Origin of the sequence: Kroppenstedtia guangzhouensis (genome assembly GCF_014637345.1) — a bacterium.
Classification (GTDB): Bacteria; Bacillota; Bacilli; order Thermoactinomycetales; family DSM-45169; genus Kroppenstedtia; species Kroppenstedtia guangzhouensis.
Genome location: NZ_BMEX01000004.1, coordinates 48,909 through 65,687, shown reverse-complemented (window position 1 = coordinate 65,687; position 16,779 = coordinate 48,909). Strand labels below are relative to the sequence as shown.

General features: G+C 55.0%; 14 protein-coding genes and 1 pseudogene. 1 reads left to right on the top strand and 14 read right to left on the bottom strand.

The features are described from left to right. Window positions 1-219: 219 nt before the first annotated feature. The 13 genes and pseudogenes from IEV46_RS06850 to IEV46_RS06790 all read right to left on the bottom strand — a co-directional run bounded on the left by IEV46_RS06850 (window position 220) and on the right by IEV46_RS06790 (window position 14,974). Entirely contained in the window at window positions 220-1,269 is a 1,050-nt protein-coding gene (locus IEV46_RS06850; protein ID WP_188431310.1) for a Gfo/Idh/MocA family protein, read from the bottom strand. 43 nt (window positions 1,270-1,312) lie between these two features. Next, complete coding sequence (locus IEV46_RS06845; protein ID WP_373284582.1) at window positions 1,313-2,467, bottom strand: Gfo/Idh/MocA family protein; 1,155 nt, start codon at window positions 2,465-2,467, stop codon at window positions 1,313-1,315. Window positions 2,468-2,487: 20 nt separating this feature from the next. Beyond that, entirely contained in the window at window positions 2,488-3,456 is a 969-nt protein-coding gene (locus IEV46_RS06840; RefSeq protein WP_188431306.1) for a sugar phosphate isomerase/epimerase family protein, read from the bottom strand. A 397-nt stretch (window positions 3,457-3,853) separates the two neighbouring features. Beyond that, window positions 3,854-5,176 carry a dihydrolipoamide acetyltransferase family protein gene (locus IEV46_RS06835; RefSeq protein WP_188431304.1) on the bottom strand — a complete coding sequence of 441 codons (1,323 nt, stop codon included), beginning with the start codon at window positions 5,174-5,176 and terminating at the stop codon, window positions 3,854-3,856. A gap of 13 nt (window positions 5,177-5,189) precedes the next feature. Beyond that, window positions 5,190-6,167: an alpha-ketoacid dehydrogenase subunit beta gene (locus IEV46_RS06830; protein ID WP_188431302.1), complete on the bottom strand. Its 978-nt coding sequence runs from the start codon at window positions 6,165-6,167 to the stop codon at window positions 5,190-5,192. Next, entirely contained in the window at window positions 6,160-7,239 is a 1,080-nt protein-coding gene (gene pdhA, locus IEV46_RS06825; RefSeq protein WP_188431300.1) for a pyruvate dehydrogenase (acetyl-transferring) E1 component subunit alpha, read from the bottom strand. Before pdhA ends, IEV46_RS06830 begins: the two co-directional genes overlap by 8 nt. A 27-nt stretch (window positions 7,240-7,266) precedes the next feature. Further along, the gene (locus IEV46_RS06820) at window positions 7,267-8,418 is read right to left on the bottom strand and encodes a Leu/Phe/Val dehydrogenase (RefSeq protein WP_229735957.1); all 1,152 of its coding nucleotides are present in this window, start codon (window positions 8,416-8,418) and stop codon (window positions 7,267-7,269) included. Window positions 8,419-8,562: 144 nt separating this feature from the next. After that, window positions 8,563-9,356: pseudogene (locus tag IEV46_RS06815) on the bottom strand (enoyl-CoA hydratase-related protein). 15 nt (window positions 9,357-9,371) lie between these two features. Further along, window positions 9,372-10,145 carry an enoyl-CoA hydratase-related protein gene (locus tag IEV46_RS06810; protein WP_188431296.1) on the bottom strand — a complete coding sequence of 258 codons (774 nt, stop codon included), beginning with the start codon at window positions 10,143-10,145 and terminating at the stop codon, window positions 9,372-9,374. A gap of 165 nt (window positions 10,146-10,310) precedes the next feature. Then, entirely contained in the window at window positions 10,311-10,559 is a 249-nt protein-coding gene (locus IEV46_RS06805; protein ID WP_188431294.1) for an AbrB/MazE/SpoVT family DNA-binding domain-containing protein, read from the bottom strand. 123 nt (window positions 10,560-10,682) lie between these two features. Beyond that, complete coding sequence (locus IEV46_RS06800; RefSeq protein WP_188431292.1) at window positions 10,683-11,810, bottom strand: anti-sigma factor domain-containing protein; 1,128 nt, start codon at window positions 11,808-11,810, stop codon at window positions 10,683-10,685. Continuing rightward, on the bottom strand, window positions 11,779-12,576 hold the full coding sequence (sigI, locus tag IEV46_RS06795) for an RNA polymerase sigma-I factor (RefSeq protein ID WP_188431290.1): 798 nt from the start codon (window positions 12,574-12,576) through the stop codon (window positions 11,779-11,781). Before sigI ends, IEV46_RS06800 begins: the two co-directional genes overlap by 32 nt. 502 nt (window positions 12,577-13,078) lie before the next feature. Next, window positions 13,079-14,974 carry an AMP-binding protein gene (locus IEV46_RS06790; RefSeq protein ID WP_373284581.1) on the bottom strand — a complete coding sequence of 632 codons (1,896 nt, stop codon included), beginning with the start codon at window positions 14,972-14,974 and terminating at the stop codon, window positions 13,079-13,081. Between the two features lie 337 nt (window positions 14,975-15,311). On the opposite strand from IEV46_RS06790, the gene IEV46_RS06785 reads away from it, so the two are divergent. After that, a complete protein-coding gene (locus tag IEV46_RS06785; RefSeq protein WP_188431286.1) occupies window positions 15,312-16,040 on the top strand; it encodes an alpha/beta hydrolase in 729 nt (242 codons plus the stop codon). A gap of 91 nt (window positions 16,041-16,131) precedes the next feature. Here IEV46_RS06785 and IEV46_RS06780 read toward each other — a convergent pair whose 3' ends face one another. Continuing rightward, a complete protein-coding gene (locus tag IEV46_RS06780; RefSeq protein ID WP_188431284.1) occupies window positions 16,132-16,776 on the bottom strand; it encodes an HAD family hydrolase in 645 nt (214 codons plus the stop codon). Window positions 16,777-16,779: the final 3 nt, after the last annotated feature.

Here is a 16,779-nt window from a genome sequence, read left to right as displayed (position 1 = left end):
CCCAAAAAGCATTGTGGAAAAGCGGTTCACAGGGAGGGGAAGTTCCACGTGTATTGATTTTTGCAGTTCAGAACAACGAAAACGGGATCTGAAACCCCATCCCGACTGACCCGGCCAGCACTTATTCACAATACTTCAAAATCGGCTTCCCATGCATATCGTGGAGCCGGGCCCACGGACAAATCCCCCTCCTTGACGGAGGGGGATATATATCTGATTTCAACGGTCCAGCTTCACGGCTTCACCTGTTTCCGCCGATTGATAGAATGCGTGGATCAAGCGTTGCAGGACCACTCCCTGATCTGGGGTGGACAGGGGTGGGATTCCGGTGAGACAGCTGTCCACAAACCGCTCAATCTCCAGCTCGTAAGATCCTTTCTCCGGAAGATGGGCCGGGGTAATATTCACCAGGGTGTCGTGTTTTTCCTGATAAATCTTAAGTGGGAACAGATCGGCCCCCCCTTCATCTCCCATCAGAGTGACATTCATCTCCTCCAGTGGATCGAGATTGGCGGCAAAGGCCGACTCCAGAATCAGAGACGCCCCGTTCTTGAAGCGGATCATCCCCCGGGCCATATCCTCTACCGAAAAATTTTTCCAGTCCCAATCCCCCATCACGCCGACGCCTTTGCGGTTTCCCAGCTTTTGATAGGTACTTCCCAGAACCACTTCCGGCTCCGGGTAACCCATCAGGTACAACGCCGTATCCAGCATGTGCACCCCGATATCGATCAGGGGGCCTCCTCCTTGAAGCTCCTTATTGGTAAACACTCCCCACCCGGGGATGCCTCGGCGACGAAGGGCGTGTACCCGGGCCGCATAAATCTCACCTAATTCACCCGCGTCCACAAATCGTTTCAGCGCCTCCACTTCGGGAGCGTGGCGGTAATGGAAGCCATAGGTGAGAATCTTTCCCGCCTTTTCAGCCGCCTGGGCCATCCGTTCCGCTTCTTCCGCTGTCATCGCCGGCGGCTTTTCGCACAAAACGTGACAACCCGCCGCCAAAGCTGCCATTGTGACTGGAGCGTGAAATTTATTGGGGGTGCAGACGCTGACCGCATCCAGTTCCACTTTTTCCAACATCTCTTCATAACGGGTGAAAACCCGGGGGATCGAAAACCTCTTTGCACACTCTTCCGCCGTTTCCTTCACTGTATCTGCGACGGCTGCAACCTCTACCCGCTCACCACATTTTTGATAATTGACGAGGTGAGCCCCTCTGGCAATCGCGCCGGCACCGATCACACCCACCCGCAAAACATCTGCCATGGACTGATGGTCTCCTTTCCATTCTTCACCGCTTCTTCTGCATTTATCGCCGAGTGACCGGCTCCAGATCGGATACCTTGATCCATTGCCCACTTTGGGCGGACTTCTCCACCGCCGCCAGCACCAGCTGGTTGCGCAATCCGTCTTCAAAATTAGGTGCAGGGCTGAATCCCTCGGCAATTCCCTTCATCAACTCGCTGAACAAATTGATAAAGGTGTGTTCATAACCGATGATATGACCTGACGGCCAGTAAGCACCGGCATAGGGGTGATATTCCTCCGTGCAGTGGATGGTACGGAACCCTTGCAATCCCGCTTCATCTTCCTCCAGATAAACCTGCAGATTGTTCATATTTTCCAGGTCCCAGCGGACGGAACCCTTTTCACCGTTGATCTCAAACCGATTGCCGTTTCGGTTTCCCCCGGCGAAACGGGTCGCTTCAAAGACGCCGAGGGCGCCGTTTTCAAACCGGGCCATAAACACCGCCGCATCATCGACGTCCACTTCACCCATCTCTCCGGATTCAACCTTGGCGTTCAACCCGCCGCTCATCTCGCCGACAGGACGCTCTTTGATAAAGGTCTCCATCATTCCGGCCACTTCTTGAAACTCCCCGACCAAGAACCGGGCCAAATCCAAAATGTGTGTCCCGATGTCCCCGAGTGCACCGGAACCGGTCACCTCTTTGCGCAGGCGCCATACCAGCGGGAACTGAGGATCCATGATCCAATCCTGCAAATACTGAGCACGGATATGATAGATCCGGCCCAACCGTCCTTCGTCGATCAGCTTTTTGGCAAACTGCACCGCCGGGGCGAAGCGATAGTTGTGGCAAAGCATATGGACGGTTCCCGCTTTTTTGACGGCCTCCAGCATTCGCTGTGCCTGGTTCACCGACATCGCCAAAGGTTTTTCGCAGATGACATGCTTCCCCGCCTCCGCCGCGGCGATGGCCATCTCTGCATGGAGATGGTTCGGAGTGACGATATCGATCAAATCGATGTCCTCCCGTTCGAGCAGACGGCGCCAATCCGTTTCACAGGAGGCCCATCCCCACTGTTTTGCCGCTTGTTCCACGCCTTCCCGATCGCGGGCGGCCAAGGCCTGCTGCACCGGGACCACGTCGGTCTCAAAGAAGAAAGGCAAGTCCCGGTAGGCATGGCTGTGCGCCTTGCCCATGAACTTGCAGCCGATCATCCCGACCCGGACCTGCTTTCTCACACCCACCACATTTCACCCACCCTTTCCTTGATCAACAGATTCTTCAAAAAGGAAACCGCCTTTTGGAACCCTTCCTCCACCGACATCAGGCTGTCTTCGTGCTCAATGCTGATCGCCCCTTGATAACCGACCAATTGCAGCGCACTGATGATTTGTTTCCAGGTTTCCTCCCCATGCCCATAGCCGACGGTACGAAAAATCCAGGACCGGTTCAGCTCCTCCCGGTAGCTCTTCGTGTCCAGCACACCGTTGACCGCCGTGTTCTGCTTATCGATCCCGGTGTCCTTGGCGTGGAAATGGTAGAGCGCCCCTGCTCGTCCCAACTCCTTGATCGCCACTACCGGGTCCATCTGTTGCCAAAAGAAATGACTCGGATCAAAGTTGACTCCGATGTGATCCCCACACTGCTCCCGCAGGCGGAGTATCGTCTCAGTGTTGTACACGACAAACCCCGGATGCGGCTCAATCGCCACCCGCACCCCGTGCTGCTTCAAGAATCGATTCTGTTTCTCCCAATAGGGAATCACCTTTTCCTCCCACTGCCATTTCAGCACAGAGGAAAACTCGTCGGGCCAAGGGCAGGTGACCCACACCGGATTCTGAGAGTGCTCCGACTCCCCTGGGCAACCGGAGAAAGTGATCACATTTTCAACACCCAATCTGGCGGCCAAGCGGACAGTCTGCTCAAAGACCTCATGATCCCGCCGGGCGATCTCTGGATTGGGATGAAGTGGATTCCCGTGGCAACTCAGGGCACTGATCTCCAGGCCCCGACTCTTCAGAGCCTGTTTAAACCGGTTTAACCGGCTTTCATTTCCCAGCAGATCACACGGTTTGCAATGGCTGTCCCCCGGAAACCCGCCAGCCCCGATTTCCACCGCCTCCAGCCCGCTTTCCGCAATATAGTCCAAGGCTTCCTCCAACGACTTGTCCCCGAATAAAACCGCAAACACACCCAGTTTCACCAGGAGCCCCCCTTTCCAAGAATGGAGATACCTTCTCTCAATGATCACAGTATATTGTGAACATTCGATACGAGGATTACCTTATCACCGACTCTATTCTTTGTCAATCAATTGAACCAAGGGATGCTGCCCCTGCCAGTGATTTTTTATCATCGGCCGTTTGATGAGGTGAAATGGGTAGTGGGGAATTAACCTCGAGGGAGAAAGGGGTCTTCTAAATTTCTCTTATAGAGGATAAATAGGGAAAAGATTTGGAAGTTGAGGATTATGCAATCCCTGCTGGATAAGCGCCAGACAGGCAGTCTGACTCGACTGACAGATCGATTTTCACCAAGAGAAACCCCCGGCTCTCTCAATCGAGAGAACCGGGGGTTTGTCCTGTTTCATCGAGGAAGCGTCAGGTCAACTCCAGCACCAGTCTTCCCGGATCGGCAGTATAGGAGCCGAGGGTTTGGGTAAAACGGATGGCGTCGGCACCGTCGAGAACCCGGTGATCAAAGGAGAGGGAAACGTTGATGCGCCAGCCGGGGGCCAGCTCTCCATCCCGGACCACCGGACGCTGTTCCACAGGATGAAGAGCGAGGATGGCCACTTCCGGCGGGTTGATGATGGGAGTGGCGAAGTGCCCGCCCAGGGCGCCGGCATTGCTGACTGTGAAGGTGCTCCCCTTCATCTGGTCCGGCATCAGGCGTCCCTGGCGGGCAGCCTCGGTCAACTCCCGGAGCTCATCGGCGATTTGAAGGATGCTTTTCCGATCCACATCCCGGATCACCGGGACGAGCAGGCCCTGGGGGGTGTCGGTAGCCACTCCCAAGTGGATCGAGGAGAAACGGCGGATCATCATCTTTTCCTCATCAAAATGGGCATTCAACAGTGGGTGACGCTTCAAGGAGGCGGCGATCGCCTTGAGCAGGATCGGCAAGTATCCCACCCGGGAAGCACCTGACCGAGTCTCCCCCTTGAACCGATACCGCCAAGCCACCAGCCCTTCGGCCTCCAGCTCGTCAAAATGAGTCGCATGGGGCTTCCGGGTGACAGAGAAGAGCAACCGGTCGGCGATCACCCGACGGGTCGGAGAGAGGGGCTCTTCATTCATTGTCCCGTTCTCACTCTCTTTTACCGTCATCCTCTCAGAGGCAACACCCATGCCGACAGCATCGACAGGAAAACCTTCCGTCACAGCCCGGGCAACACGGTCAGCAAAACGAATCACTCCCTGGGACTCCGCCAAAGAAGCGGCCACCTTGCGGACATCCTCCTTGGTCACCCGTCCCCCGGGGCCGGTGCCGCTCACCTGTTGGATCTCAACTCCGAGGTCCCGGGCCAGACGTCGGGTGGAAGGGGCCGCCAGGACCCGTTGTCGATGGGGCAAAGTTTCCTCCTCCACCGGGGGAGGATCGAGCAAGGAGGGAAACTCCTCTCTCTCTTCACGTGCCGGAGTGACATCACTTGCTGCTGCTGTTTCCCCATGGGTCGGTTCATGGTCGGTTTCAATCACCAGCAACACCTCTCCCACTGCCACCGTATCCCCTTCTTTCCAAGGAATTCGGCCCACCTTTCCCGGAGCGGGGGTGGGTAGTTCCACCACCGCCTTGTCCGTCTGAACCTCAACCACAGGCTGATCCGCCGCGACCTTCTCCCCCTCCTTCACCAGCCAGCGAACCACCTCAGCCTCTGTCATTCCTTCACCCACATCTGGCAGTCTGAACTCGACACCCATGTTCTCGCCTCCCTCAAAAGTGAATCACTTTCCGGACTGCTGCCTCAATCCGCCCGGGACTGGGGAGAAACTCATCTTCCAAGGCGAACATCGGGACAGGTACGTCATACCCTGTCACCCGCTCCACGGGGGCTTCCATCCACAGAAAGGCCAACTCGTGGATGCGAGCTGCCAACTCAGCACCCATACCTGCGGTCTTCGGGGCCTCATGGATGATCACGGCCCGACCCGTCTTTTTCACCGAGGCAATCACCGCCTCCTCGTCCAGGGGGTAAAGACTCCTCAGATCCAACACCTCACAGGAGATCCCCCTCTCCGCACAAGATCGGGCCGCTCGTTGTGCCACAGGAACCATCGCTCCCCAGGTGATCAGAGTGACATCATCCCCCTCCCGCACTTTCCGCGCTTTCCCGATGGGCACCTCGTACCACCCCTCAGGCACCTCCTCCCGGAAGGAGCGGTAGATTTTCATCGGTTCCAGGTAAATCACCGGATCGGGATCCCGGATAGACGCCAGGAGCAACCCTTTGGCATCAGCGGGAGTGGAAGGGACCACCACCTTCAGACCGGGAGTGTGAACAAACAGGGATTCGGTGGAGTCCGAATGAAGTTCCGGAGCCCGAATCCCGCCGCCGTAGGGAGCCCGGATCACGAGGGAGGCGGGGTATTGCCCCTGGGTCCGGGTGCGCAGACGGGCGGCGTGGGTGACGATCTGTTCAAAAGCGGGATAGATGAACCCCATAAACTGTATCTCCGCCACCGGCCGCAGGCCGTTGACTGCCATCCCGATGGCAGCTCCCACAATTCCCGCTTCGGCCAAGGGAGTGTCGATCACCCGCTCATCACCAAACTCTTCCCACAATCCTTCTGTCGCCCGAAACACCCCTCCGTTCTTGCCGACATCCTCTCCCAGAACCACCACTTCCTCATACTGCCCCAATGCCGTCCTCAATCCGTCATGAATGCCCTGGACCAATGTTTTTTCAGCCATCCTGTTTCCCCTCCTGCGACAGTTCGGCCTGTTGCCGGCGAAGTTCCGGCGGGAGTGTCTCATAGACATGGGCAAACAGGTGATCCGCCGGCGGGGCAAGGCTGGATTCCGCCTCCTTCACCGCCTGTTCCACCTTTTCCGCGCAGTGCTCCTCCCATTCCCGGATTTCTGCTTCCGTCAGCAATCCCTCCGTCTTTAGGAGCTTTTCCAGGCGAAAGATCGGATCCCGGTTCCGCACCCACTCTTCCACCTCGGCAGGTTCTCGGTAGCGGGTGGCATCATCTGCTGTGGTATGGGCCCCCTTTCGATAGGTAACCGCCTCGATCAGAGTGGCTCCTTCTCCATTGCGGGCGCAGCTCACCGCTTCCTCCATCGCCGTATACACCGCCAACACATCATTTCCGTCCACGCGGATCCCCCGGATGTTGTAGGCAGCTGCCCGTTCCGCCACCGTAGGAACCGCTGATTGACGGGTAAAAGGTACGCTGATCGCGTAATGATTGTTCTGACAGAGGAAAATGACAGGCAGGCGAAACACCCCGGCGAAATTGCAGGCTTCGTGGAAATCCCCTTCCGATGTGGCTCCGTCACCGAAATAGGCGACAGCAATGGAAGACTCCCTTTTCAACCGGGAAGCCCAGGCCGCACCCATCGCCTGAGGCATCTGGGTGGCAATGGGGACATAAGGGGGCAGGAGACGCACTCCTGTCGGGGCCAGGTTCCCTTCCACCCGACCCATCCAATACAGGAGGATCTTTGTCAGAGGCATCCCGGCGATCATGGCCACCCCATGTTCCCGGTAGCTGGGAAAGATCCAATCTTCCTCGGAGAGGGCCAAGGCACTGCCCACTTGAGCCGCCTCCTGCCCTTCCAGGGGAGCATAGGTGCCGATCCGACCCTGCCGTTGCAAAATGACAGCCCGCCGGTCAAAAGTGCGAACCCGAATCATCCAACGATAAAAATCCAACTTCCGGTTCTTGGACAGCTTCCCCCACACTTCCCTTCCTTCCGAGCTCAAATCCCCGTCAGGCAATATATGTTGCCGGTCCACCCGATCCATCAGCTTAAACATCTTTCTTCCCCCTTCCTGGTCCGGCGATCAAAGACCGAGAAAAATCCGCTTCAGATCGGTTGTCTGACGCAGGCGTTCCAGGACCAGCCGATCCGCCGCCCGACAGGTAGGCAGATCTTCTCTCTTGGACAACTCATAGATCCGCAGCAACATGTCATAGATCCCCCGAGTCTTTTCCATCACCCGCTCATGGCTGTAACCTTCCAGTTCATCCGCCACCTGGATCAGTCCGCCAGCATTGACCAGATAATCCGGAGCATACAGGATCCCCTTTTCATGAAGCTGATCCCCGTGCCGATCCGCTTCCAGCTGGTTGTTGGCCGAACCGACCACGGCCTGGCAGCGCAACTCCTTCAGGGTTTGGTCGTTGATCACCCCGCCGATGGCACAAGGAGCAAAAATATCACAGTCCGCCTGATGGATCTCCTCCACATGCATCACTTCCACCTCAGGATGACGGATCCGGATCGAGTCGATTCGTTCAGGGGATACATCGGCGATCACGCACCGGGCACCTTCTTCCAGCAAGTGATCCACCACCCGGGCCCCCACCTTGCCCACTCCCTGAAGAGCGACGGTTATTCCTTTCAGACTGTCCGTTCCCCAGAGATGGCGTGCAGTGGCCCGGAAACCCCGCATCACCCCGTATGCCGTCGGAATGGAGGTATCCCCGCTGCCGCCGTGGCTTTCAGGCAATCCGGCAAAGCACTTCGACTCCCGGGCGGCATGGACAAAATCCTCCGGCGAGGTTCCCATATCGGTTCCGGTGAAGAAGCGCCCGTTCATCCCTCCGATAAAACGACCCAGGGCTCGGAACAACTCGGGGCTTTTGTCCTTGTTTGGATCACCGATCACCACCGCCTTGCCGCCACCGTAATCCACATCAGCCAGGCCGCATTTATATGTCATACCCCGGGAAAGACGAAGCACATCCTTCAGTGCCTCCTCCGTGGAGGGATACGGGATCATCCGGCACCCGCCCAGAGCCGGGCCCATAGTGGTGTCGTGAATGGCAATGATCGCCTTCAGCCCTGACCCGGGATGACGGCAAAAGATCACTTGTTCATGACCACCTTCTTCCATTAATCGGAAAACATCATCCATCTGGCTCTGGTGATCGATCTTTTCACTCCGGATTGTGTTTTCCCTTGTCTGTTGATTGCTTCCCAAGACTTTCATCGCCATCACCCTTGTCCTTGGTAAAGTGAAAAGGCCGCTTATCGAGCGACCGCTCAGGATGTAACCCAGTAAAGACAGGCTTTTTTTTAGGATTTATCACAGGATATGCGCCCAGTGGCGGGGAAGTTCGACTTTTGAGTTTATTCATTTTCCTTGAAACCGGGGAGTCCGTTTTTCCATGAAAGCCTGGACTCCTTCCCGAAAATCTTCGGTCTTGCCGGCCAACTCCTGTAACCGGGCTTCCAACTCCAATGCTTCCTCCAGACCCGAATCCATCGCCTGGTGAAGAGCACGCTTGGTCCATCCGATCGCCCGGGTGGGTGCCTGAGCCAACTTGCGGGCAAAGGCGATGCTCTCCCCTACCAAGCGTTCATGGGGAACCAGTCGGTTGGCCAATCCGATCTGAACTGCCTCCTGTGCATCCACCTCCCTGCCGGTGGCCAAGAGCTCCATCGCCCGCCCAAATCCGATCAGTCGCGGTAAAAACCAACTGGATCCGCTGTCCGGAACCAGCCCAATCCGGACAAACGCCTCCACAAATTTAGCCCGGTCGGATACGATCCGCATATCACATGCCAGGGCCAGGCTGCAGCCCGCACCGGCAGCCACTCCGTTGACGGAGGCGATCACCGGTTTTTCCATCTCCGTGATGGTTCGGATCAGAGGATTATACCGTTCCCGGACACTCTCTCCAAGGGAAAGACTTTCAAGGTTGAGATCGGAGCGATCATTCAGATCCTGCCCCGAGCAGAAGGCTTTGCCTGCACCGGTGATCACCAATGCCGTACCCTGGAATCCGATGCCGCCTCCCTCAGTGCGGTGATCAAAGCCCGGTCCATCTCCCGGTTAAAGGCGTTATAAACTTCAGGACGGTTCAGAGTGATCACTCCGACACCCTCCTTTAACTCCCAGGCGATCGTTTCTCCTTGGGATTTCACTTCCCATGCCTCCTTTTATCTCCCCCGAAAACGGGGAGAACGCTTTTCTGAGAAGGCTTGCATGCCTTCTTTTTGATCTTCGGTGGAAAAAAGAAAGTAAAAGAGCTTCTGTTCATAATCCAATCCCTCTTCGAATCCGACCTCCGCCGCTTTCAACACTGCTTGTTTGGCGAGCTGGAGGGCGACGGGGGGTTTGGCGGCCAGCTCATGAGCCAGCTTTATCGCTTCCTCTTCCAATTCCTCCACGGGAGTCACCCGGTTGACGAGGCCGGCTTGAAAAGCCTCTTGGGCGGTGATCGGCTTTCCTGTCAGCACCATTTCCATCGCCCGGACCTTGCCCACTGCCCGGGTCAGACGCTGGGTCCCGCCAGCCCCGGGCATCACCCCGATGTTGATTTCAGGCTGACCGAACTGGGCCGACTCCGACGCCAGGATCAAATCACAAGCCATAGCCAGCTCGCACCCTCCTCCCAGGGCATATCCGCTGACGGCGGCCACGATGGGCTTGGAGATGCGACGAATCCGATCCCAATCGGCAAAGGGATCCTGATGAAGCATTTCCACAGATGTCGCCTGGGCCATCTCCCCGATATCCGCCCCGGCGGCAAAAGCTTTCGGCCCACCTGACAGCAGAATGGCGCGCACGTTTTCATCCCGGTCAAAGCTTTCCAGTTGCTTGACCAGGTCCGCCACCATCTGACGATTCAAGGCATTGAGCACCTCCGGGCGGTGAAGCCGGATCCAGCCCACTCCTTTTTCAACAGACACCTTGAGAAAACCGGACTCCAAATATCCCACCCCTTCCAACTTGATTAAAGCGCTTACATTTCTGTCAATTTCGATTTAACGTTCTATTCCCCCTACAGCCACTATTTTATCAAATGTGGCCACCAGATGTCAGTAAGCTGCTTTACAGGGATAAAGCAAAAGAAAAAAGCCCTTTCGGGCTTCTCGTCACAGGACATAACTGCTAGTGTCCTCCAGACATTCCCGGCAAACGATTTTTCCCTTGAAATGGAACAGGGATTCGCTGGAATCACAAAAGATACAGGAGGGATTATACTTCCGCAACACAATTTGCTCATTCTCCATGAATATTTCCACCCCGTCTTGGGCGTGAATATTCATTGTTTCCCGTAATTCCTTGGGCAAGACAACTCGGCCCAGATGGTCCACTTTTCGGACGATCCCGATTCCTTGCATCCACCATTCCTCCCATCCCCCGATTTAACAAGCAGAAAGGGAGAGATCGGCTTGCAAAAACGGGGGGAGAACGCAGGCCCATCGGATCCCCGCCTGGAACAAGGCATTCTCTGGATGAAGGATTTACCCTTTTCGGTCACTGGGCGCATTTTCCTTTTCTTGGGAATTTCCGTTCCCGCCCGTACCCGAAGTGTCGTTGTCTTCACCGGTTCTGGTCTCCGAGGGTGGATCTTCCGATCCACCCTCGGATGGGGTTTCCTCATTCGGCTCAGGTTCCGTCTTGGTCGAACGCTCCTTTCCCGGATCGGTACCACTCTTCTCCTGTTCCCCTTTGGAGTTGTGGTCCTTATCTTCATCGGGAGGTTGTTGCGGATCCGTATCCTTGGGATCTTCCGGTTCCCCCTGATCCGACTTGATTTCCGAATCCTGTCGGTTCATGATCTCCAGCCATTCGGCTTTCGTCAGTGGGTATCTCTCTTGGAAAGATTCCAGAATGGCCACCAAGTCCGGAGAGTGATTGTCTATTTCACTGATCTCAATCTCATATCCTTCTTCACAGGCCAGAAGCCACCAAGCATATTTGGTTGGAGACACCCCGTATTCCTTAGCCCGGCTTTTCAGTTCGTCCGGAAGAGACATGGTGTACAGTAACTGAGTGTCTTTCAATTCCGGATTCCGGCCCACCTTTTCTTTAATATTGTTCAGTGTGCCCTCGAAATCCAGTTCCTCTCCGGCAAGGATTCTGGAATTGGATGGCATCTGGGACAGAAATACCCCGTTCTCCGTATTCAGCAGTCCCTTGTAATCAGTTTTGGCATGGGCCAGCAGAGTGGTAACAAAGTCGTCGACATGGACCCCCTTGAAAACCATGTCCCCCTTGATCCGATCCGCCAGCTTCTTTCCCTTGCCGTTCACCCCGTCGACAGAGATCACTTTATTATCCTTGTTCAACCCGATCACCAGACTGGATTCCGTATCATCGAGATAAACATAGGATTGGGCATTGACATCCACCGGCTGAAACAGCGGCAGGATCATCGCAATCACCAACACTGCCGCCGCCAACCCTCCCATGAGCCAGGGGTTTTGTCTCAACCATCTCAAGCGGCTGGTCTTCTCCCGCACAGCGAAGTGGACTTCCTCGCCCAACCTGGCTTCCCGACCCGGATGGGGAATTTTCAGAAACTCCCCATCCGGTGTCATCACGATCCAATGCCGTTTACCGACCTCCATCAAAATTCCTTTCTGCACCATCGCCACCTCCTTTCCTGTCAACGGCCGGCAGGCCGAGATATTCCCGGATCGTGGGCAGGTCCTCAACCAGAATGACCACCAACGCGATCAGGTAATTTCGGTGCCGCTTCAATGTTCGCCTGTGGCAACCGATGTTCTCGGCAAACCCCTTTTTCAGACGCTTTTGTTTATAAAACTGCTCCAACCATTCTTTTTTGGAAGCGATCCGCCGGGCGATATTCTGGAGATTTTCCCGGGTGTCCCGATGTTTGGGAGAGCCCTTCACCAAATCATTCAGGGAAATTTTAAATCGTCGAAGGTGATTTTCAAACTCCTCCAGATCCGACCTTCGTTTCTCATCCAGTTCTCGATCGTAATGCTCTTCAAAAGATTTTCGAATCACTTCCGGGTAGGTCGGTTCGTTATCCTTTGAATCGGCGGATACCAGCGGTACCTGGTTGAAGTGCCTGGTCTCACTCCGGAAGTAATCGGTTAACCTTCTCCGAATCACCGTAAAGGCAAAGGAGTGGAATTTGGTACTCTGATCGGATCGGTAGCTGTTTATCGCTTCATTGAAGCCAAGGAGTGCCACCGAATACTCATCATCTTGTTTGGTAATGTTTCGGATGCAAATTTTGGAGGCCACTTTGAGAATATATGTCTGATTCTCATCGATCAGCTCTTCCCGAACGTCGGGATCGTTTCGGGCTTTCAGCACGCGCTCCTTCAAAACAGTTACCTGCAGATTGTGATCACCATCCCCCGGGCCATGCAATGCCGACACCTCTCCCTACATTATATATTCGGAGCTTCGCACCATTTTTAGGTCCGGTTTGGACCTTTTCTCTCTTTCTCCTGTGTCGGTTAAACCGTCCTTTTGGCGGAGAATCACCGGGAATAGCGGAGAATCATACCAGACATTCTTTAAGATAAAAGGAGGTTGTAATATGAAAAAAGAAGGACATCCTGACTAAATCGGGCGACCGATCCCGAGCTTGCACCGGGCCCGATGAACCCCTGCAAACCGATGCATCACCCGAAGTGATTCGTCGCAAAGAATACACGCGGGTGGTGCAGTTGAAGGAAAAATACAACCGGTACTGAGCATTCCCCCGGAATGATTCCGGGGGATTTTCATAATTTACGCAGTGTCTGTGGCAGGGAAGTTTACCGATGGGCCTGACAGCAACTTATATTATAAACTTCCCGACTCTTTTTCGAAATGTAATTCTCAGAAAAAGGGCCCGTTTTTTAAACAACGGGCCCTTTTGGATCCATAAACTTTTTTATGAATGGACACCCCGCACCGCTTCCACGGCTTGAGGATTCTCCAGAGAAGAAAGATCCCCAGCTTCCTTTCCAGTATAAGCCGCCTTGATCGCCCGTCGCAGGATTTTTCCATTCCGGGTTTTGGGCAGATCAGACACAAAGTGAATCTCCTTGGGTTTCAGCGCTTTCCCCATTTTTTCAACGATGGAAGTCATTAAATTCTGTTTCAGCCCCTCATCCGGCACAAAGCCCGGTTTTAAAACCGCAAAACAGACGGCTGCCTCTCCCTTGTCCGGATCCGGCACCCCGATGGTAGCCGCCTCCAGTACCGCAGCGTGATCCACCAGGATTGACTCCACCTCTGCCGGACCCAACCGCTTCCCGGCGATTTTCAAGGTGTCATCGGAGCGACCGGTGATATACCAGAATCCCTCATTCTCCGCCAGAACCCAGTCACCGTGCACCCAATGGTCAGGCCAACGGCTCCAGTAGGTCTCTTCGTAACGTTGAGGGTCCTTCCAAAAACCACTGGTCATTCCGACCCAGGGTTGGCGGATCACCAGCTCTCCCACCTCTCCGCGGACCGGCTGCCCCTCGCCATCCAGGACTTCCACATCCATCCCCGGCATGGGTCCATTGAAAGAGCAAGGGGCGATCGGCTTCATCAAGTTGCCGGCAAGAATTCCCCCGGAAATCTCCGTTCCGCCGGAATAATTCCAGATCGGAACCCTTTTCTTGCCGACTTGTTCAAACAACCACTGCCATGGCTCAGGATTCCAAGGTTCCCCGGTGGAACCGAACACCTTCAGACTGCTCAGATCGTGTCGATTGACCCAGTCCTCCCCGTGTTTCATCAGGGCGCGGATCGCCGTCGGGGATACCCCCAGATGGGTGACACCGTGGGTCTCCACCAGCTTCCACAGCCGATCCGGTTCGGGATAATCCGGCGTTCCTTCAAACAGAAGCATGGTCGCCCCGTTCATCAAAGCGCCAAACACCATCCACGGTCCCATCATCCAACCCATGTCGGTCATCCAAAAGAGGATGTCCCCTTCCTTCACATCCATCATGTATCCCGCATCAAAACCGGATTTGACCGGAAACCCCGCATGAACATGGACAGTTCCTTTCGGACGACCGGTGGTACCGGAGGTGTAAATGATCATAAAAGGGGTGTCGGCATCGGTCGCTTCAGATGAATGCGCTTTCACATCAGTGATCAGGTCGGCCCAATCCACATCCCGCTTCCCGTTGCGGGGACAGTCCTTCCGCTGGAGCCGGTTGACGATGACCACTTTCTCCACACTGGGGGCGAGATCCGCGGCTTTGTCCGCTTCCTCCTTCATGGGGATCACTTTTCCCCGTCGCAGGAACCCGTCGGCAGTCACCAGCACCTTGGCTTCGCAATCCCTTAACCGGGTAGCCACAGCATCTGCTCCGTAACCGGAGAAACAAGGGGTGAAAACAGCTCCGATCCGGGCGGCTGCCAGCATGGTGATCACGTTTTCAGCCACCATGGGCAGATAGATGGCAATCCGATCCCCCGGGCCGACATTTAACTTGCGAAGACCGTTGGCCAAGGCGTTGACCTCTTCCCAAAGCTGTTGGTAGGTCAGCTTCCGGACCTCTCCGTCATCCCCTTCCCAGATCAAGGCCAACCGATGGCGAACATCGGGATTTTTCACAAACCGGTCCAGACAATTGTGAGCCACATTGATCTTTCCATCCACAAACCACCGGGTCCAGGGGACTCCATTTGAACTGTCCTTCACCTGTCGATACGGTTGGAACCAATCCAGTTCCATATCTTCCTCCACCGCCTTCCAAAACCAGGCGGTGTCCTGAACCGAACGTTTATGGAATTCGTCATAGTCCATCATCCCGTGTTTCTTCATCAACTGGTACAACTTCATCTCTTTCACTTGATCTTCCTTTGGAAACCAGACCGCCTTGTTCACGGGTCACTCCCCCATTCGGATTCTTTTCTGCTTCTATTCTAAACAGTCTCAACCCAATGGTCAAAATCTCTCGCATCTCCCTGTGGTCATCCACCGGATTTGGGGTACAATCAAAGTGAGACGAAGAAGTGTTGTGATGACTGCGTTTTGAAGGCGGTCGGGATTGGGTTTCACATGACCTTTTCGTTGTTCTTTCGATCCAAAATCACTCCATGTCAAACCCAACCCTCCCTTGTGAAAACGGCTTTTTCACAATTCTTCAAGGGACTTGTACAGAAACAGGTGATGTATCATGGACAAAAGATATCTGAAACGGACTATCCTGAAAAAAGAGATCATGAGCGACCACTTGGGGGAGACACGCCAGTTGCAGGTGTACCTGCCCCCGGAGTATGACGGGAGTCAATCCTATCCCGTCATTTACCTGCAGGACGGGGACGATTATTTCAACATGGGCCGCTTGGCCACCCAGGCCAATCGACTGATCTTGGACGGACATGCCCATCCTTTCGCGGCGGTGGCCATTCCCGTCGATAAAAAGAAGCGAACCTCGGAGTATGCTCCCCATGGCGAGCGAAACCCTCTGTACTTGCGCTTTTTCACAGAGGAATTGGTGCCGATGGTGGAGCGGGAATTTCCTGTTGCCGCTTCCGTCGATGATCGTGTCCTGGGGGGCTCTTCCCTCGGCGGTACCGTTTCCTTGCACCTGGCACTGAATCACCCAGATCGTTTTCGACAGATTCTCTCCCAGTCCGGGGCCTTTCTCCCCCCCACCTTGGAAGCAATCCGTCGGGTGGAATCCCTGGAAGGATTGAAGATCTATCAGACCGTGGGAAAGTCGGAATCCGATGTCCCCACCCACATGGGCTCCCTGAATCTGTTGGCACGCAATCGGGAGGTTTGTCGTGCTCTCCAGGAGAAGAATGCCCGGGTCCTCTATTCGGAACAGGAGGGCGGGCATACCTGGGGATTCTGGCAGAAAGATCTTCCCCAGGCTCTGTTGACTTTTTTCGGAAAATGACTAAGCGTTGTGGAAAGGCTGTTCAAGAACGTTTTTTTATCACAACATTTCTAAGCGGTCCCGAGCGGGACCGCTTTTTTTTACCTGAAATTTATCCCCGGGAAGTTAACCAATTCTGAAAAACTTCCACAGACTCCGCCACCAGTTGGGGCTTGGGATCAAAGGGTCGGGAGTCACTTCCGACGAACCATCGGACACCGACTGTACCCACCCCCGCCGCCAAACCGGCGTGGACATCCCCCGGAGAATCACCGACATAGATTCCCTCCTCCGGTGAGCAACCCAACTGGGAAAGAGCCTTTTGAATCCCTTCAGGATGAGGTTTGTATCGGCGAACATCTGAACCGGTCACCAATATGTCAACCAGGTCAGCCATCTCCAGCTTGGCCAGGGAAATCTCGGCACTTCTGCGTCCTTTTCCAGTAACCACACCCACCTGGTAACCGTTCTCCTTCAGGTCGCGAAGGAGTTGAAGCATCTGAGGCACCTGCTCCACTTCTTCCTCATGAAACTTCTGGTACAAAGAATAGTATTCCTCCAGAGAAGCCTCCAGTTGCTCTTCTGGTACTCTCTGGCGGATGATCTCTTCCTCCGGCGGACCGAACAGCGATAGAATCTCCTCATCAGAGCGCTCCCTTCCGTCCACTCCTCTCCACATTTCCCGGAAAGAACGGTAGACCAACGGAAGTGTATCAGCCAAGGTCCCGTCAAAATCAAACAGCACTGCCCGGATCACACG

Coding starts and splice junctions, on each gene's coding strand:
- IEV46_RS06850 (WP_188431310.1), bottom strand. CDS start 1,269: ATGGCAGATGTTTTGCGGGTGGGTGTGATCGGTGCCGGCGCGATTGCC.
- IEV46_RS06845 (WP_373284582.1), bottom strand. CDS start 2,467: ATGATCGGCTGCAAGTTCATGGGCAAGGCGCACAGCCATGCCTACCGG.
- IEV46_RS06835 (WP_188431304.1), bottom strand. CDS start 5,176: ATGGGTGTCGAGTTCAGACTGCCAGATGTGGGTGAAGGAATGACAGAG.
- IEV46_RS06830 (WP_188431302.1), bottom strand. CDS start 6,167: ATGGCTGAAAAAACATTGGTCCAGGGCATTCATGACGGATTGAGGACG.
- pdhA (WP_188431300.1), bottom strand. CDS start 7,239: ATGTTTAAGCTGATGGATCGGGTGGACCGGCAACATATATTGCCTGAC.
- IEV46_RS06820 (WP_229735957.1), bottom strand. CDS start 8,418: ATGAAAGTCTTGGGAAGCAATCAACAGACAAGGGAAAACACAATCCGG.
- IEV46_RS06805 (WP_188431294.1), bottom strand. CDS start 10,559: ATGCAAGGAATCGGGATCGTCCGAAAAGTGGACCATCTGGGCCGAGTT.
- IEV46_RS06790 (WP_373284581.1), bottom strand. CDS start 14,974: ATGAAGTTGTACCAGTTGATGAAGAAACACGGGATGATGGACTATGAC.
- IEV46_RS06785 (WP_188431286.1), top strand. CDS start 15,312: ATGGACAAAAGATATCTGAAACGGACTATCCTGAAAAAAGAGATCATG.